Origin of the sequence: Candidatus Alcyoniella australis, assembly GCA_030765605.1 — a bacterium.
Taxonomy (GTDB): Bacteria; Lernaellota; Lernaellaia; order JAVCCG01; family Alcyoniellaceae; genus Alcyoniella; species Alcyoniella australis.
This window is the reverse complement of the sequence record JAVCCG010000136.1, coordinates 1-17821: the sequence shown is the minus strand read 5'-3', so window position 1 is coordinate 17821 and position 17821 is coordinate 1. Positions and strand designations below refer to the sequence as shown.

The window sequence follows — 17821 nt, the reverse complement described above, 5'->3', positions numbered from 1 at the left end:
TGAGCCGGTGATCGAAAAGATCGTTGCTGCGTATGAGGCACGGCCGTTCGAACGATGATCTGAGGCGCAAGACCTCGAATAGGCGGATGGAGGGAGCTGAAATCATCCTCGCCGGAGGAAAACCAGCAACGATACTTGACTGCCCTCTTTCATAGGCGGCTCCAAGCCGCCCCGGCGAGCCTACACACAAAAATCGATTTATCGATCTTTACCAACCTCCACCATCTTTCGACGCGGAGTGGCACGTTGGATTACGACCAGCGAACTACGCGAGTTTTGTAGCAGCTCTAAGCTGCCGCGAGCTTTGGTGCAGCTCTAAGCTGCCGCGAGTTTTGGTGCTTGTTACTCGGGATGGATCGTGGCTGCGCAGTGTGGGCACTTCTTCTGGTACTTGGGCACTTCGCCCGACCAGCCGCAATCGTCGCAGTGGGTCCAGATAAAGTGGTCGGCCATTCGGCCGCGCGTTTCAGTCGAGCCCACGGCCAGAATGCGTTTGACAACCCAGAGAATCGCCAGCGCGATCAGCGCCAGCGCTGCCAACCAGACCACCTCGACCCAGGTGCGGCCGAAAAGCAACTTCTCAAAATTCAAATAGGGTGTAAGAAAATCCATCTGCTGTGGCTCGAGTCCCGTGTGCGATAGGTCAACCACCATGAATAATCAAGGCTGCGCCACCCTGCGTCAAGCGGTTCGCAATAGTCGGCGAAAACGCTAGAATCAACCGATGGGCAGACGGCGGCAAGACCATTGGGCCAAGCGGGCCAAAACCGAGCACTATCGCGCGCGCAGTGCGTACAAGCTGATGCAGATCGACGACAAGTACAAACTGCTGCGTCCGCAGATGCGCGTGCTCGACCTGGGTTGCGCTCCGGGCTCGTGGCTGCAGGTGGCGGCACAGCGCGTCGGACCCCAGGGGCTGGTGATCGGCCTGGACCTCAACCCGGTGGAACCGGTGGCGATAAACGTAGTGACGATCACGGCCGACGCTCTGGGCGATCTAAAGGAGATCGAATCGATCGAACGGCTGCCCGAGCGCTTCGACATCGTGCTCTCGGACATGGCGCCGAACACCTCGGGCATCAAGGACGCGGATCACTACCGCAGCATGGAGCTGGCTCAGGTCGCGCTGGACCAGGCCTGGCGTCGCGGCGCGGTCGGCTCGTCGCTGGTGATAAAAATCTTTCAGGGGCCGGACATCCAGCAGTTCATCAAGCAGGTCAAGTCGCGCTATAAGCGGGTCTCGGCCCTGCGGCCCGAGACCACGCGCAAGGTCAGCCGCGAGATCTTTATCATTGGCCGCGAACGGCGCAGCGAGACCATCGCGGTGGGGTAAGGCACCTTTGAGGTGCCCACAAAACTCGCGTAGTCCGATGGTCGTAATGCCACGGCCCACCCCGCGGCGGCTCGAAGCCGCCCCCGCGAGCGCCTACCCAATGTTGTTAATTCCCCCGCCCTACCTCAGCTGCTGTGCGAGGTAGTCCGAAACGCGTTGTGCGAGCCAATCTTCGCAGCCGACCCAGAAGTGATCCGCACCCGGGCAGATCTCGAAGCGCACATTGTCCAGGGGCTTTGCCTGTTCGGCCAGGGACTGGTGATCCGCGTAATCGTCGCCATCGCCGACCAGCACCAGCAATTGCCGCGCCGCGTCAAAGGTGTAGAAATCCAGGTCGAGCACCGTGGGGGGACTGACCGCCACCACGGCTCGCAGGTCCGGGATTGCGGGCGACTCCAGGGCCGCAAGCGCCACTGCCGCGCCGAAGCTGTACCCCAACAGCAGCAGCGGAGCGTCGGGCAGCTTGGCAGTGGCAAAGTCCAGGGCGGCGAGCAGGTCGTGCGTCTCGCCGCGACCGTTGTCGCAGGCCCCCTCCGAGCGCCCTGCCCCGCGGAAGTTAAAGCGCAGCCAGCCGCAGTCCAGATCGGCCAGGGTGCGGCACAGGGCGTGGACCACGTTGTTGTCCATCGAGCCGCCGAACAGGGTATGGGGATGGCAGACCACGCCGATGGCCCGCGCGTTTTCCGGCAGTCCCAGCCGACCCTCGAGGGTCGGACCCCGGCCCTGAATCAGTACGTGTTTTTCGGATCGTTCGACGCTCATCGGGCCGAACCGCAGTGAGTCCGCTATTGGGCGGAGGCCGGCGCGTAGACCCCGAGCTCGCTCGAATCGATCCAGCCCAGCTCGTGGGCTGTGTACGGTCCGACCGCCAACTGGTCCAGCGAGTGCAAAATGTCGACCTTGTACTGCTGGTTGGCGATGTACGGCGCCATCAGCTCGGCCATGGTCTGCGGGTAGCGCTGGGACTTGGCCGGTTCGGGCAGGCCCTCGGGGAACTTGGGATGCCCGTGCTCGTTGAGGTGCACGTCGGCGCCCATTACGTGCCCCATGCAGTAGCCCACGGAGCTGATGTGGAAATCGATGGTGCGCTGGGTGTTCAGCGGCCACATCACGAAGTCGGTATCGCGGCTCCAGTAGCACAGGTTCTCGACGTAGTCGCGGGTTTCGATGGTCTTGGTGTAGAAATAAACATAGACCAGCACGTCGAAGTCGCCCACCGGCACGCCGTGCTGCAGCGCCACCTCGTGTAAGAATTTGTTGAAGGTGCTGTCGTCACGCGCCTCGCGCCAGGACCACGAGCCCGATTGCAGCGGGATCGGCGGCAGGTTGCTCACCTCGTAGAGGCCGAAGATCTTGAGTTCCATGAAGTCGTTGTATTTGCGCGACCAGCGCTCGTACTCCTTTTGGAACCAGCCGTCGAGATCGACCAGCGCGTGGCGTTCGGCCGAGTAGTAGCGCTCGGGGCTGGCCGAGGTGCTCAAGCCGTTGAACATCATCGCGCTCTCCGGGCCGCTGCGCTCGGTCAGGCAGATCACGGCCACCCGCCAGTGGTCCTTGTGCATCATGGTGAACAAGGCCCGGCGGCTGGTGAAGAACGCCGCGGCGAGGATCACCAGCGTCAGTACGCTGATCGTCCAGATCAGTTTGCGGCGGAATTTGTGGCGATCCCAATGCTCGATGCAGAACAGTTTGCCCTTGCTGTTGATCAGCTCGATTTCGCAGATGTATTCGTCGCAGACCTTGCACTTGGAGCGCGCCCTGTTATGCGGGTGGAACGCGCAGTAGCGGTGCAGCGGACCCATCGGCAGGACTTCGACCTCGGCCCCGACGTCGAGCAGCTTCTCGGCGAAGGCCTCGGCCGCTGCCACGGGAACGCCCGAGAGCAGCTCCTGCGGCAGATCTTCGAGCATGCCGCCGGCCTCCTCGAACGGAATTTTCAGCTCCCGTGCGAGGGTCTTAATTACGCTATATTTGTCCTGGTCCCGAGGGATCGAGACCATTACGACCTTACTGCGATCTATATGTTCGGCTTGCTTTTCGGACAACCCGCGCCTCCGTGTCGATGCCGTCGATCCGCATCCTGCGGACCGACATTACTTACCACAGCGTCGGCAAAATGGGTAGCCGGGCCGACTCTGGCGGAGAGGAGGGGATTCGAACCCCTGGTACGCTTTTGACGTACACACGATTTCCAGTCGTGCACCTTCGGCCAACTCGGTCACCTCTCCGTCTCAACGCTGCAAAGAACGCGACCGACAGGCGGTCTTGCACAGAACGGCACACGGGGCGAATTACGCCCCGAGCGCTGTATGCTGTTCCGTGAAATCGTTTGGCGGAGAGAGAGGGATTCGAACCCCCGGTACGGTAAACCGTACAGATGATTTCGAGTCACCCGCCTTCGACCACTCGGCCATCTCTCCGCGGCCGACTTCCGAAAAAACTATTTACACTATAGCGCGTCTGGATTCAAAGAATTTCTTCAATAAAGCGGCCGCCTGCTCGGCGCGTACGCCGCCGACGACCTGCAATCGATGGTTTAGCCGCGGATCGTCGCAGATCCGGTAGAGGCTGGAGCAGGCCCCGGCCTTGGGATCGTCGCAGCCGTAGATCACGCGGCTCACGCGGGCGTTGACCAGCGCGCCGGCGCACATCGGACACGGCTCGCAGGTGACGTAGAGCTGCGTTGAGACCAACCGCCAGGATTGTAGTTTTTGTGCAGCCCGGCGCAAAGCCACGATCTCGGCATGTGCCGTGGGGTCGTGCTGGGTCTCGCGCAGGTTGTATGCCGCGGCCAGCAGCTCGTCGTCTTTCACCAGCACCGCGCCGATGGGAACCTCGCCGCGCTCGAATGCCAGCTGCGCCTGCTCCAACGCCAGGTCCATCCAGCGCAGATCGCGCTGCGAGGCCTCAGCCATTCCAGCGCCCGCGATAGCGGTTGCGCCGTCCGGGGAACATCACGGCCTGAATCGCGCCCTCGGGGCAGAGGTTGTAGCAGCCGCAGCAGCCGATGCAGCCCTCGTGGAAAATCGGCCCGCTCTGGCCCATCTCGATGCAGCTTGCGGGGCAGCGTTTGACGCACTCGCCGCAGCGCGTGCAGCGGTCGTAGTCGCAGCTGCGGCGGCCGATGGTGCGCTCGACATCGCCGAACGGCGCTGCAAGGGACATGTAGTAAAACAGGTCTCGGTTAAACGGAAAGTCCAGGCCCGCGAAGCCCACCGGATCGTCGACGAACTGTTCGTAGCTTTGCAGCACCCGGTCGGCAAAGGCCGCGGCCGTGTCCAGGTCGTGCTCGTCCGGATGCCCCTTGGCCGGCACGCGGAAGCGACTGCGCAACCAGGGGTACGACTCCTCGCCGAGGCATTTATGAGCCGCAAGCACCTTGGCGCGACGCTTGGCCAGCTTGTCGCGCATGTACTTCAACGTGTTGCCCGGATCGCCGCTGTAGGTCACGAACAGAAACGCGGGCTTGACGAACAGGTCGGGCATTTGCTCGAGGATATTCTCGATCACCTCGGCGTGCTTCCAGACGTAGACCGCGCTGCCGATCCCGAGCAGATCGCAGTCCGCGGCCAGCTCGGGGTTGAAATCTTTGGCCGGGTGCAGCTCGACCTGATGGTCGTGACTGTGAAACCCCGCGGCGATCGATTTGGCGACCAGGTGGGTGTTGCCGTGTGAGCTGTGATAGACGATGCGAATTTTCATCAGCTGCCTCGAGGGTTACCGGTGCGTCCTCAGGGGATGGGTACTTGCAGCAGCGTCAGGCGGATCAGCGGCTGCTGCGCCGGATCGCGGCGATCGATAGTCGGCGTGACGTTGTACTTGTCGTGCACGTAATCGATGTATTCGCGCTCGGCCTTGCTGGGGCGCGCGCGGAGCACGATCGCCGGCGTGATCAAGCCCAGGCCGACCACCGCACCGCCGACCAGCGCGATCTGTCCAGCGCTGTCCGGGATGTTGAGCATCTTCGAGCTCATGCCCAGAGCCGTTCCCGTGGCGAGCACGGTAGCGCCGCAGAGGAACAGGATGTTCGAGGTTCTCCGGCGCTTGTGCTTCTTGTTGTAGGCCAGGTGAAACAGTCGCCGCAGTTCCTCATCGTTCTCCATGGTCTGCTTCAACTCGTCGTCATCGAGAAACCAGAAGCGCGGGTCGGGCGCGGTTCCCGCGGCGCGCGCCAGCAGCGGTCCGCCGTAAGCCAGTTGCAGCTGGAGATCAGCGTAGGCCTGGTCGTCCCGGTCCTGATCCTCGGCAGCGAACGCCATCTGGCCGGGCAGGCATAACGCCGCGACCAGCAACGCCAACATCACGAGCTTCGAAGCTTTGATTGGGGCCATTTATCACCTTCCTCGCAGTGCGGAAAGCCACACTAGCCCACGCGATACCAGGGGTCAATCAGCGCAGATTACGGGTAGTGTCTCAGCTTGAATCATCATTTTCCCGCGTCGCTTTTTGTTCGTCGATCAACCGAACGATGTCGGACATTTCCCAAAGGCGGTCGGTCACGCCCGCGGCCATCGCTGGGGAAACCCGAAGCGTCTTGTGGATTCGAACGAAGTTGTAGAAAACGAAGTACAACGCGAGCGCGTGGCAGTGGTTTTCGACCTTTTTCGAAAAGGCATTCGTCAAGCGCGTGAACCGTCGATTGCCCATTCGGATCGACAAGTTCTGACGTTCTACGTAGCTTGTGGAGACGTGCCTTTCGTCTGGATTGCCAGTGATCGCGTGCTTATCGGTCCCTGTACATTTTGCGGGGCTATAGCGTGCCTCTCCAGCCCGCTCAGCATCGTAGTGTTTTATCAGCATGGCGTAGTCGACATCTGCCCCGAAGACCCCTTGGATGGCTTGAAGGTAGACCCTCTGGCCGTCTGTGGTTAGTTGAACTCGACTGGCAAGCCGCGAAGCGAGGTCTTGTACGAATTGCGTTGCCGTTGCACCGTCGCGGTTCCCAACGAGCCAAGAGACTATCAATTTCGAGTCGGCGTCGATCGCTGTCCAGGTCCATGCGTCGCCTACCCCATCGGGATCGCCTTTTTCTTTGCGGACGTTCTTTTGCTTCTTCCCGACGAACGACCAAATCTCATCGCACTGGATTCGCTCGCTGGTCACACCGTGAACCGTTTTGTCGTGAAACGCGGCGCAGGCCGTTCCAGCGTCGACAAGGAGTTTAGTGACCGTGTTGATCGATACGCCAACGATCCTGGAAACGCTGCGCATCGACGATCCCTCACAGAGCATGTGGAGGATCTGAGCTCTCTTCTCGAAAGGCAATCTGTTCATGCCTTTATAATATGAACTTTATGCTTGAGTGTCAAGCATTTACTTCAGGTTCTGGCCTATGGGGCCAAATAAGGGTTGACAGAGCAATAATCCAGTCGCTCTTTCTATTTCGGGAATCTAATTACTTGCCCCCCGTTTTCGTTGTTTTCCCCATCCGCACGGATTTGTTTTTGCATCATCTTCGGGCGCAATAGAGAAACCTGACCCTGAGTTTTCGAAAGCGATCCATATGGCAGACCAGCGATTTCCTCAATAATAGAATCGCCTAACCCGATCGAAGATACGATGGAATCTCTACTCTGGATGCCTTCTTCGATCAGCATTTCAATTCCCTGCCGCAGAATATTTGGTTTCTCTGGCGGCAGTTCGTCATCTAGCGGTTCTTTTTTCTTCCATTTCCGGCGCGCTAAGTTTCTCCAGAGAACAGTTGCTCGATCCGCGTCAATCAGGCCCAAGTCTCGCGAACGAATAATCATCATGGCAATAGAGCACTTCCAGCGGCTTTTCATCGAACGGAATAGGTCTAGGTCTGCAAACACGAATTCATCCACAAACGCTTTTGCAGGGATCATAAACGCCGCGGCAAAGCGGTGAGCCTGTTTTTCCATCAAATCAAAGTAGCGCTTCTCTTTCTGTTTCTGAAGCGGCACATTCCGATGCAAGATCCAATGGCCTTTTTCGTGACATGCATCAAACCTCAACCGAACGGCGGACGTCTTTTCGGCTCCGAGAATAAGAATAGGTCGAGGCCGGTCTGGTCTAACAACTGAAAGAGCGTCCAGACGATCGGAAAGGAGCGGGATTTTCACGACGATTCCGCCCATCGCTTCGATTGCTTGTACGACATTTCCAATCGGCCCATCTCCAAGGCCCCAAGCCTCTCTTGTCTTATTAGCCAACTCTTCAATGTCGGCAAAGCTGATTCGAAATGGATCGGCTGGTACGTCGAATACGGGAAATCGATTGGGCGGAAAGTCCAAGTGCATCTCAAGATAGTCAACGACTTCTTGAGACCAGTCAGCGAATGTCGAAGCCCGTTCTCTCGCTCGTTGCGTAGCAGCGGTCATCGAACGAAAGAAGATCGTTCGCTTCGAATCGTCGTCGATGGGATTGAAAAAAAATTCTCTAGGAATACGCAGAATCGCCGTCAGAGTAGATAGGTTGTTTTCAGTAGGTGTGCTACGTCCACTCTCGTATGCGTAAATCGATTGCGGTGAAATACCCGCCATCCCCGCAAGAGAATATACGGTCACATCGCGAGCAAGACGAATTTGGCGCAACCGTTCGCCGATAAACCCCGGTGTCGAGCGACCACGCAACTGTTAGCCCTCCGAGATAGCGACGTTCCGTTTCGGAGTAGTACGGGCTACCGGGATGGATTCCTCGGCCGTCTTCTGTTCGTACTTTGCTACCACGTCTGGAAAGAGTTCCTTGAGACTGACCTCAGCGATCGCATGACGGAATTTCACATCTGGCACCTGCAACAGAATCCACTCCGGCATATCGTTGAGATTCTCCTTCGACCTACACGATCCGCATGAGCCGAAGTTGAGGACGACGTAGATTGGGCTGTCCGAGTCCGCATCGTTCTTATCAAATAAACTGAGTTGGTTCGATTGGCTCAGGTCCAAACGGTAAACCGCCTTTTTCGGGATTGCCCGATTACGGGAAGCAGCGACCGTGAGAATGCAGCGACCAGAACGAACTTCGTAGTGCGTGGACGAACCAGTTGCGTTCTTCGCTTTCTCCCCGATGACATCAGGCGTCGATTCGACGAGCGGGAGCAATAGGGACTCGATCAGTCCCCAACGATTCTGCCCCGCCATATGCGGGCGCACGTGATCCGAAAACTGGTCCTCGCACGCGATTTCACGGCTTCGCTTCGTAGCCTCGTACGCAATCACGGTCAGACCCTTGAGAAACTGAGTTGAAAAACTACCGAGGATTAACTCTCGCGCGGATTCCTTGGTGACCAGCATGGATGTTCCTTTCGCTCTGCCAAACTTAACTCGAAACTCCAGTTTCTATCTTCGTCGATTATGGCTATATTTGTCAAGCGAAAAGGGCAGATTGGCGATATTTTTTTACTGATAGGCGTAACATATTGGGAACATGTTACCTTTTCACTTTTGACCATCGGGAAACGGCTGCCTTCCGCGCAATCTCAGCCCGTTGTTCTGGCGAGAGTTTCTTTGCGCGCGCCTTTCCACCTTTCTTGCCTCCCTTGCTGGCGTACTCCTTGCCTTCGAGGCCGGAGTCGTCTTCAACTTCGCCGGTGGCAATCTTGGCGACTTTGATTGCAGCGCCAATCACGTCCCCTGGTCGCTTCTGTCCTTTGGGTCCTTTAGGCATGGCTCTATTTTAGCATGGGACCATATGCCGACATAGAGCCGAGAAATTCAAACTGAGGCACTACCAGATTACGGCACCTCGACCAGGTCGATCAGGTAGTCGATCGACTCGGTCGACTGCTCGTCCTTGGGCCTGAAATGCACCTCGAGCAGCGCGTTGCGGGGCTGATCTTTCCAGGCGCGACCCACGTCGAACCACCAGACATCGATGGTGCGCCGGTCGTCGACCAGGGTCGTGCGACGATCCAGGCCCGTGAGTGCGGCGCGCGCATCGCCCACCCTCAGGCTGACCCGCGGCGAGGCGTTGGAATCAAAGCAGAGCACCACGCCCACGCGCGAGAAAGGCGCAGCGTCGGGATCAAGCGGCAGGTTGATGCGATGGAAGTTGCGTTGCGGTGTGTGCAGGGTCAGCGGCGTGTGCAGCCGCGGCAGCGGCACGATCAGCCTGTTGACCAGCTCCAGCTCGGGCGCGGACCGCACTTGGGCCAGCTCCAGACCGGCCGCGCCCAGGTCGAAAACCGTGTCGCGCTCGATCAATGTAAAACCGCGCACCCGCGCGAGCACGTGGTCCTGCGCAGCTTGGCGCAACGAGGGTCCAAGCACGGTCAGCGGCTTGCGGCAGGCGTCGGCCACCGGCGGCATCCAGGGACTGAGCTGCGGCAAGTAGAGGTGCAGCAAATCGAGCTGCGCGCCGTGTACGCACGAACCGTCGATACCGGTCACAGCCCCGGCCCGGCCCAGCTCGTCCGCCAGCCCTTGCAGCGTACGCACATCCACCAGCTCCAACGCGTCGGCCAGCTGTGGGTCGTCGCGCTGTGTGCGTTGCAGAAAGTCCAGATGCCCCAGCAGGTGGAAACCCAGCAGCAGCGCGAAGCAATGAACGCCGAGCACAGCGGCCAGGCCTGCGCTGGCGGTGCGTTGCGCGCGCACGCGCGGCGCGCCAGAGCCCATCAGCAGGCTGGCCAGTCGCGGCCGCGCCACCTGGAACAGCCGCACCACAAGCAGCGCCTGGGCCGGATAGGTCACGGCCAGATAGTGCACCATCAGCCGCGGCTCGAACGCCACCACACCCAGGTGTCCGCACAGCAGCCACAGCCCGATCCAGAGGTCGAACAGCGCCAATCCGCGCCCGCCCTGCGCGCGCCACAGCCTTGGAATTGCGCTTAGCGCCAGCGCCAGCGCCAGCAGCAGGCTGGGCAGCAGCTGATTGCCCATCAGCCGGTTGGTGGCCCACAACGCGGCCAACGCGTCGGCCACGCCCGTGCGGCCGATCTGAACGACCGCAAGCTGCCCCAGCCGCCGCGGAACCTCCACACCGGTGGTGAACGAGAAGGCGTAGAGCAACCCGGCCATCGCCAGTCCGGCGGCGATCAACACTCCGACCAATATCGGCCAACGGCGGCGCGGCCAAGCCAGCAGCACCGGCAGCGCAAATGCCGGCAGCACCAGAATCGGCGTGAAGTTGATCTGCAGCAATATAAGCCAGCTCAGCGCCCACAGCGCCAGATGTCCCAACCGTAGCGAGCGTGCGTTGCTGCGCGCCAGCAGCGCGGACTGGGTCCAGGCCGCGAGGATCAGGAACGGCACTGCCACGCGGTTGTTGTCCAGCTCGTGGCTCGTCAGAAAATACAGCGGCCCCAAGGCGTAGATCGCCGCGGCCCACAGCCCGCCTTGCGCGCCCAGAAAGCGCCGCGCTGCGGCGTACACGCCGAGTACGGCCAGGGCCGAGATGATCAGCGTGGCCAACATCGAACCGTAGAACGTCGGACACAGCGCCGAGGCCAAGGCGAGGTAGATAAAGATCAGCGGGCCGCCGGAGAGCGGCGATTCGTGTACGCGCACGCCGGTGAGCGACAGCGTGTGTTCGCTGAGCAGCTGATGCACGCCCATGGCCAGCTTGAGCTCGTGCAAATCGATGGGGTTGTGCAGCCCGGCCCACAGCCGCAGGGCCAGCGAGACGCAGACCAGGGCGATCAGCGCGGCCAGGCGGCCGCGGCTCAGGCGCGTGCTACGCGAGTCACCCGCCATCTTCCGCAGGCCCGAGCCGGATCGGATATTCCCGTTCGCCGATGCAGATCACGAAACGTTGCGGGGCGTTGCGGTCGGGCTGTACGTGCTGCGCCGCCTGCACGTGGGCCGAACGCACGAAGCGCGCGGCCAGTCCGCGGTCAGCAAGCACGCCGTAGAGCGCGCCCTGGGGCCCGATCCACAGCGAATCGGGCCGCAGCTCGTCGCGCAGCCCGTCGTTGGTGATGCACAGCGGCCGGCCGTGCTCGAGGCCGAAGCTGGTGATCAGCAGCGGCACGTCCTCAACGTCGACCGGCGCCGACTCGTTGCCGACCTCGATCACGTATCCGCCGTCGGGCAAACGCCGCAGGCTGCGCAGAAAAAGCTCGATGGTGCGGGCGTGGGTAATCTTGACGCCCTCGTGGTACAGGTCGCCTTGGCCATCGATCTTGATCGATTGGACGGTCGGGCCGTTCAGCTCGTCCACGGCGCTTCCTCCGGGATTGTATGCCTAGGTGTCCACCGAAGCTGCCGCAGCATCATAGTCCGGGCTATGCGATTTTGAGGCGCTTGAACGTGCTCAGCACCTTTTTCAGCGGCATCCTCGGTTCGAACAGCCTGGGGCCGCACAGCGCCTCACCCACGCCCAGGTACATCGCCGCGACCGCCTCCAGCGCCTCTTGGGACAAGCGTTGCGGCACGGTCCCCAGCTCGTCGGAGCAGATCGCGGCCAACGACTTATCGACCTTGCGCGAGAGCGTCTTGGCCTTGGACATCGCCTGGAGGAACTGCGGGTCAAAGCGCTTGTACCACTGGCGCAACGGCTCCTTGCTGATCTGCACTCCGCGCGTGGTCAGCCGCAGCTCGTCGGGGGTAATCGCGTCGCCGAGCTTAAGCGCACCGGACTTGATGAACTCGAACTTGCCGTCCCACAGTTTGAAGCCCGCCGTACTGAACAGCCCCGTGAGCAGCAGCGCCAGCAACAGGGCCGTGTCGATCAACTCGACGAACTCGACGTTGGACAGGCCGCTGAAGTTCAGCGCGGTCTCGCTGTTTAGGAAACGGTCCGCGGGCTCGAGCTTGGAAAACAGCTCGATCAGCGGCCGCCGCAGGGTCGCGCCCTCGAGCGGCACGCGCTTGAGTCCCAGATCGGCCACGTATTCCGGGTTGTCCGCCAGTCGGTCCAGCAGGCTCGATCCGCGCGGCACGCCGAAACGGAAGACCACCTCCAGCGGCACGAGGAAGTTATCCAGGCCCTCGTAAATCGCGTTGTAGTTGTAGATCCGACCTCCGCCTAAATCCATGCTGCGCGGGCGCACGATGTTGACCGCCTCGACTTCCATCAGCGCGCTGGGTCGTGAAAGCTCGCGGGTCTGCACCACGCGGCCGTCGGTGTCGACCATCCCGCGGTAGTGCGTATTCATGCCATCGCGCTTGAGGCGCTTCAGGGCCGCGCCGCGGGCCAGCCGCTCGCGCAACGCGCGGTCGCGCACGCGTTCGAGTAGCCCTTCCTTGAGCGCCTTGCGCCACAGCGCAGGCCGGGCCACCTGCTCGAACAGCCAGCCGCTGAGCGTGGCCATCGCCGCGCCCTTGCCCGGAATCGCGTCGGGCATCTTGCCGTAATCAAAGACGCTGAAGTCGTCGGTATAGGCGAAACGCAGCACTCCCGGACCGCTTTGCGTGGGCGGTTTCACCAGGTACAGATCTTTTACCGATCCGCTGTAGATCAGCTTGCTCTTGGCCATGCGTGCTCTCCTGATATGTGGGAGCGCAAGTCTAACAACTAGATAGACCACGATCAATCGAGCCGATCTTTGCCGGGGTTGACGATCATCGGCCCGCCCTCTATCTTCAGATTCGACGGTGTAACCAAAAAAATATCGGGGGATACCCAGTGAGCTCAAATAAGAGTTCAGTGCCGATAGTCGCACGGGGCGAGGCGCCGCTGCTGCAGCCGATCGATATCGACGGCATGCGCGATCATTTCCGCGCCAAGTCCAAGGCGCTGGTCGATAAGCGGATGACCGAGGAGCAGGCCATCGAGCGCTTCGTGCATAGCGGCGACTACCTGGGCATCGAGCTCTACGGCACGGTGCGCTGCCCGATGTCGCTAACCCGCGCGTTGGTGCGATCAAGCGTCGAGGGTCTGCGCATGGCCGGCCAAGGCGTGCACGAGGCCGACCTGCTGATCGCCAGCGGCAAGTTCGAGGCGATCGACGTGACCTACATCGGCCAGGAGGTCTACGGCGTGTCCAGCGTGCTGCGCCGCGCCGTGGAGTCCGGCCAGATCAAGCGCGTGGTCGAGTGGAGCAACGGCGCCATCAGCTGGCGCTTCAAGGCCGCGGCCATGGGCGTGCCGTTCATCCCGGCACGGGTAATGCTCGGCTCGGACACCTTCAAGTATTCGGCGGCCCAGGCAATCCAGTGCCCGTTCACCGGCCAGACGATCTGCCTACTGCCCGCGCTGTTTCTGGACGTGGGAATGATCCACGTCAGCCGCGCGGACAAGTACGGCAACTGCCAGATCGACGGAGTCAGCGGCTTCGCCGGTGAGATGGCGCGCGCCTCCAAACGCCTGCTGATCAGCGCCGAGCAGATCGTGGACGAGGACCAGATCCGCGAGCGGCCCGACCGCACCCTGATCCCCTATTACATGGTCGACGCCGTGGTCGAAGCGCCCTTCGGCTCGTGGCCCGGCGAGATGGCCGGCGCATACGAACGCGACGAGGAGCACTATCGAATGTTCGTCAAGGCCACTAAAAGCGCCGAGGCCACCCAGGACTACATGCGCCAATGGGTCTACGGCCTGCCCGATCACGCCGCGCTGCTCGAAAAGGTCGGCACGCAACGGCTCGAAGCGCTGCGCATCGACCGCGGAGATGCGTCATGAGCACCGATTACAAACCCAGCGAGCTGCTGATCTGTCTGGCCTCGCGCCTGATGGAGGACGGCTCCACCGCGTTCATCGGCACCGGCGTGCCGATGCTCGCCGCGTCGCTGGCGCAGAAGACCCACGCGCCGAGCCTGGTGCCGGTGTTCGAGTTCGGCGGCACCGGCGCGCAGCTCGACAAACTGCCGCTGGCAGTGGGCGACATGCGCACCTTCCACCGCGCAGTGGCCGCCTCGGGAATCTGCGACATCATGGAAACCAGCCAGCGCGGATTTATCGAATACGGCTTTCTCGGCGGCGCGCAGATCGACCCCTACGGCAACCTCAACACCACGGTGATCGGTCCGGACCACGCCCATCCCAAGGTGCGCCTGCCCGGGTCGGGCGGAGCCAACGACGTGGCCAGCCTCTGCTGGCGAATCATCGCCATCATGCGTCACGACAAGCACCGCTTCGTCGAGAGGGTCGACTTCAACACCTCGCCCGGATATATCGACGGCCCCGGAGCGCGCGAGCGCGCGGGACTGCCGCGCGGCACCGGACCCTATCGCGTGGTAACCAGCTTGGGAGTGATGGGCTACGACGAAGCGACCTGCCGCATGAAGCTGCTGGCGCTCAATCCCGGAGTGACCGTCGAGCAGGTGCTGGACAACACCGGGTTCGACCTGCCCGTGGCCGACGAGCTACAGGTCAATCCGCCGCCCACCGACCACGAGCTGCAACTGCTGCGCGAGCAGATCGATCCCGACGGGCTCTACCGCTAGGGCGGCTTCGAGCCGCAGCATGGCTCGCGTAGTTCGCTGGACGTTAACCAACGATCCTTTCCGCGCCCGGCAGCTTAGAGGCGGCTTCGAGGCACCTTGGAGGTGCACCAAAACTCGCGGCAGCTTTGAGCTGTATTAAAACTCGCGTAGTTCGCTGGTCGTTAACCAACGAACCGCTCCGCGCCCTATACACAAAGATCGTTTTTACGATCTTCCCCCACCTTCTTTCGACGCGGGGAGGCCCGTGGCATTACGATCAGAGAAGTGTGCGAGTTTTGCCGCGCAGCTCAAAGCTGCCGCTAGAAATGCCGGTCGGCCAGGGCCTGGCGATAGACCTCTTCGTAGCGTTTGGCTGAGCGCTTCCAGGAGAAGTCCGCGGCCATCGCGTTGTCGATCAGCTTCCTGAAGTGGACGCGCTTGCGATAAAAGCCCGTGGCGCGCCTTACCGCCTCGACCAACGCCTGGGCTGAATACTCCTCGAACTTGAACCCAGTGCCGCGTCCGGTTTGCGGGTCGTACTCGCGCACCGTGTCGTCCAGTCCGCCGGTGGCGCGTACGATTGGGATCGTGCCGTAACGCATACTGTAAAGCTGGTTAAGGCCGCAGGGTTCGTATCGGCTGGGCATCAGGAAGTAGTCGGATCCGGCCTCGATCTTGTGCGCCACCGCTTCATCAAATGCGATGCGCACGCCCACGTGGTCGGGATGACGCTTGGCAAGCTTGGCGAACAGCCGGTTGTACTGCTCCTCGCCCTTGCCCAGCACCACCAGGCCCAGGTCGAGCTTGACCAGCTCGTCGATTGCCTCGGCCAAAATGTCGCAACCCTTTTGCTCGGCCAGGCGCGTGACCATGCCGATCAGAGGCCGCGCAGTCAGTCGCTGGGGCAGACCGAACTCGTCGAGCAGATCGGCCTTGCAACGCTTTTTGCCCACGGTCTTGGAGCGCGTGTAGTTCGAGGCGATGTACGGGTCGTGGTTGGGCGACCATTGGTCGTAATCCACGCCGTTGACAATCCCGCGCAGCGCGTCGCCGTGCTTGCGCAGAATGCCGTCCATTCCCATGCCCAGCTCTTCGCTCTGGATCTCCTTGGCGTAGCGTCGGCTGACCGTGGTGATCATTTGGCTATAGACAATGCCCGCCTTGAGTAGGCTGAGTTTGCCGTGGTACTCCACGCCGTCGATCTGCCAGGTCTCCGGCGGCAGTCCGAACAGCTCGAGGTTCTCGTAAGGGAACAATCCCTGGTAGCCCAGGTTGTGGATCGTGAACACCGAGGAGATATGGCGGCAGCGCGAATCAAGCGCCGACGCGTAGGTCAGCAGCGCCGGGATCAGGCCGGTGGGCCAGTCGTGGCAGTGGATCACGTCGGGGATGTAGTCGAACTCGCGGCAGTACTCGAGCACCATCTTGGCGAAAAATGCGAAGCGCGCCGCGTTGTCCGGATGGTCGCCCTGGGGCGTACCGTAGATCCCGTCGCGGTCGTAGTAGCGGTCGTTCTCCACGAACACCGCCATGAAGTCGGTGAAGTCCTCGGCCAGCCGCACGTGCCCCATCTCGATCCGATCGTCCTGGCTGATCTCGATATCCTGGGCCGCGCGCACCAGTCCGAAGCCGCTTTGGCGCACCATCCGATACAGCGGCGAGATCACGCGCACCTCGTGCCCGAGTTCGACCAGCGCCTTGGGCAGCGCGTTGCATACGTCGCCCAGGCCGCCGGTTTTGGAAAACGGCGCGACCTCGCTACAGGCGATCAATATCCTCAGCCTTCTCTTGGCCATCGAGTTCCTCTTAAAGATGTAATTGAGTAGTAAGCCTATTGCAGTCGGCCCCTGCAATTCAATGCTAACCTGGAATATTCATGAGGGATCTACTACGGCGCACAATATACTCGCAATAGCTGTGTCATCCTCGCCGATCCGTCCTCGACGTACCACAGCGGGTACGCCTGCGTTGTATAGGCTCGGCTTCCTTGTTCTTGCGGCATCTTGCACGCCTCGCTACGATCCATCATGAATATTCCAGGTTTATTTTAAAAAGCTTAAGCAAGCCGTCCGGCCTCCGGCCCGGGCGCGCCTTGACTTGACCGGCGGTTGCCGCAAAATGCGGCCATGCGCCGATTTTATCTTCCCCAGATCGAGGTGGTCGACGGCAAGGTCAAGATCACCGGCCGCGAGCACTGGCACATGAGTCGCGTGTTGCGTCTCAAGCCGGGCGACCCGCTGGTGCTGTTCGACGGCTCGGGTACCGACTACGTCTGCTCGATCGAGAACGTCAACGTTAAGCAGACCATGTGCAGCGTGGCCTCGCGATCCGAGAGCACGGTCGAGCCCTCGATCGCCGTGGACCTCTACGTGGGATTGCTCAAGGGAACCAAGATGGATCAGGTCGTGCAAAAGGCGACCGAGCTCGGCGCGTCCGCGGTCTATCCGTTCACCAGCAGCTTCACCACCGCGCGGCTCAGCGTTGAGCGCGGCGTCCAGCGCGTGGAGCGCTGGTCCAGAATCGCGACCGAGGCGGCCAAGCAGTGCGGGCGCTCCCAGGTGCCGCGCATCGCAGCGCCGCAGAATTTCGCCGAGGCGATCCGCCAAGGATCGCAGGCCTCGCTGGCCGTGATCTTTTACGAACATCACCGCGGGATGAGCGCCAAGCAGGTCCTGCGGCGTATGGGCAGCCCCAGCCGCGTAGCGATCTTCGTCGGCTCCGAAGGCGGATTCTCGGACGACGAGGTCAAGCTCGCCAAACAGGCGCGGGTGCTCGCCGTGGGGCTCGGCGCGCGCACCCTGCGGGCCGAAACCGCGGCCCTGGCCGCCCTGGCATTGGTGCAGTACGAACTGGGCGACCTCTCCGGCTCGCCCCCCGTATCCTGACCGGCTTAAAGCCGGCACAAAACTCGCGCATTGCGATTGCCATTGAGCAACGGCTAGCCCCGCGCCGCGGGGTGGATCGTGGCTTTACGACCAGAAAGTTATGCGAGTTTTGCGGGCACCTCTAAGGTGCCGCGAGTTTTGCTTAACCTCTAAGCTGCCGGGCGCGGATAAGGATCGTTGTATTAGGACCAGCGGACTGCGCGTGCCATGCAGCGTATACATGAAAGAGGGCTGTCCTCGAGGTCTGTTTGATAAAACAGCCTCAAACGTTAAACGTGCTCATACGACACAAACTTTGAGGAGGACAGCCCAATGCAACTTTACATCGGCCTGGACGT

Annotated in this window: 17 protein-coding genes and 2 tRNA genes; 4 read left to right on the top strand and 15 right to left on the bottom strand. The window is 61.3% G+C overall.

Going from position 1 to position 17821, the window contains the following annotated elements; all coding sequences use genetic code 11:
- Positions 1 to 342: 342 nt before the first annotated feature.
- Positions 343 to 612 carry a hypothetical protein gene (locus tag P9M14_16615; GenBank protein MDP8257369.1) on the bottom strand — a complete coding sequence of 90 codons (270 nt, stop codon included), beginning with the start codon at positions 610 to 612 and terminating at the stop codon, positions 343 to 345.
- Positions 613 to 724: 112 nt separating this feature from the next.
- Between P9M14_16615 and P9M14_16610 the strand changes: the two genes are divergently transcribed.
- Positions 725 to 1333, top strand: a complete 609-nt coding sequence (locus tag P9M14_16610; protein ID MDP8257368.1) for an RlmE family RNA methyltransferase — start codon at positions 725 to 727, stop codon at positions 1331 to 1333.
- A 120-nt stretch (positions 1334 to 1453) separates the two neighbouring features.
- On the opposite strand, the gene P9M14_16605 is transcribed toward P9M14_16610, so the two are convergent.
- From P9M14_16605 to P9M14_16545, 13 genes are all read right to left on the bottom strand, one after another.
- Positions 1454 to 2095, bottom strand: coding sequence for an alpha/beta fold hydrolase (locus tag P9M14_16605; protein ID MDP8257367.1), 642 nt, complete (start codon positions 2093 to 2095; stop codon positions 1454 to 1456).
- A 23-nt stretch (positions 2096 to 2118) separates the two neighbouring features.
- On the bottom strand, positions 2119 to 3378 hold the full coding sequence (locus P9M14_16600) for a ribosomal protein L7/L12 (GenBank protein MDP8257366.1): 1260 nt from the start codon (positions 3376 to 3378) through the stop codon (positions 2119 to 2121).
- Between the two features lie 91 nt (positions 3379 to 3469).
- Positions 3470 to 3561, bottom strand: a tRNA-Ser gene (locus tag P9M14_16595).
- 102 nt (positions 3562 to 3663) lie between these two features.
- Positions 3664 to 3753: transfer RNA gene (locus tag P9M14_16590), tRNA-Ser, on the bottom strand.
- Between the two features lie 24 nt (positions 3754 to 3777).
- Positions 3778 to 4248, bottom strand: coding sequence for a tRNA adenosine(34) deaminase TadA (tadA, locus tag P9M14_16585; GenBank protein ID MDP8257365.1), 471 nt, complete (start codon positions 4246 to 4248; stop codon positions 3778 to 3780).
- Positions 4241 to 5035 (bottom strand): EFR1 family ferrodoxin, encoded by a 795-nt coding sequence (locus P9M14_16580; protein MDP8257364.1) that lies wholly within the window; start codon positions 5033 to 5035, stop codon positions 4241 to 4243. Before P9M14_16580 ends, tadA begins: the two co-directional genes overlap by 8 nt.
- 29 nt (positions 5036 to 5064) lie before the next feature.
- Positions 5065 to 5664: a hypothetical protein gene (locus tag P9M14_16575; GenBank protein ID MDP8257363.1), complete on the bottom strand. Its 600-nt coding sequence runs from the start codon at positions 5662 to 5664 to the stop codon at positions 5065 to 5067.
- 82 nt (positions 5665 to 5746) lie between these two features.
- Positions 5747 to 6607 carry a DDE-type integrase/transposase/recombinase gene (locus tag P9M14_16570; GenBank protein ID MDP8257362.1) on the bottom strand — a complete coding sequence of 287 codons (861 nt, stop codon included), beginning with the start codon at positions 6605 to 6607 and terminating at the stop codon, positions 5747 to 5749.
- A 104-nt stretch (positions 6608 to 6711) separates the two neighbouring features.
- Positions 6712 to 7926: an XRE family transcriptional regulator gene (locus tag P9M14_16565; GenBank protein MDP8257361.1), complete on the bottom strand. Its 1215-nt coding sequence runs from the start codon at positions 7924 to 7926 to the stop codon at positions 6712 to 6714.
- A gap of 3 nt (positions 7927 to 7929) precedes the next feature.
- Positions 7930 to 8586, bottom strand: coding sequence for a hypothetical protein (locus tag P9M14_16560; GenBank protein ID MDP8257360.1), 657 nt, complete (start codon positions 8584 to 8586; stop codon positions 7930 to 7932).
- 441 nt (positions 8587 to 9027) lie between these two features.
- Complete coding sequence (locus tag P9M14_16555) at positions 9028 to 10986, bottom strand: glycosyltransferase family 39 protein (GenBank protein ID MDP8257359.1); 1959 nt, start codon at positions 10984 to 10986, stop codon at positions 9028 to 9030.
- Positions 10976 to 11452 (bottom strand): DUF1285 domain-containing protein, encoded by a 477-nt coding sequence (locus tag P9M14_16550; GenBank protein ID MDP8257358.1) that lies wholly within the window; start codon positions 11450 to 11452, stop codon positions 10976 to 10978. Before P9M14_16550 ends, P9M14_16555 begins: the two co-directional genes overlap by 11 nt.
- A 64-nt stretch (positions 11453 to 11516) precedes the next feature.
- Complete coding sequence (locus P9M14_16545) at positions 11517 to 12710, bottom strand: phosphoribosylaminoimidazolesuccinocarboxamide synthase (protein ID MDP8257357.1); 1194 nt, start codon at positions 12708 to 12710, stop codon at positions 11517 to 11519.
- Positions 12711 to 12859: 149 nt separating this feature from the next.
- Between P9M14_16545 and P9M14_16540 the strand changes: the two genes are divergently transcribed.
- Together P9M14_16540 and P9M14_16535 are read left to right on the top strand one after the other, a co-directional pair.
- Complete coding sequence (locus tag P9M14_16540; GenBank protein MDP8257356.1) at positions 12860 to 13855, top strand: CoA-transferase; 996 nt, start codon at positions 12860 to 12862, stop codon at positions 13853 to 13855.
- Complete coding sequence (locus P9M14_16535) at positions 13852 to 14619, top strand: CoA-transferase (protein MDP8257355.1); 768 nt, start codon at positions 13852 to 13854, stop codon at positions 14617 to 14619. Before P9M14_16540 ends, P9M14_16535 begins: the two co-directional genes overlap by 4 nt.
- Before the next feature lie 299 nt (positions 14620 to 14918).
- On the opposite strand, the gene glgA is transcribed toward P9M14_16535, so the two are convergent.
- Positions 14919 to 16394, bottom strand: coding sequence for a glycogen synthase GlgA (gene glgA, locus P9M14_16530; GenBank protein ID MDP8257354.1), 1476 nt, complete (start codon positions 16392 to 16394; stop codon positions 14919 to 14921).
- 330 nt (positions 16395 to 16724) lie between these two features.
- Here glgA and P9M14_16525 point away from each other — a divergent pair, with 330 nt between their 5' ends.
- Positions 16725 to 17483 carry a 16S rRNA (uracil(1498)-N(3))-methyltransferase gene (locus P9M14_16525; protein ID MDP8257353.1) on the top strand — a complete coding sequence of 253 codons (759 nt, stop codon included), beginning with the start codon at positions 16725 to 16727 and terminating at the stop codon, positions 17481 to 17483.
- Positions 17484 to 17821: the final 338 nt, after the last annotated feature.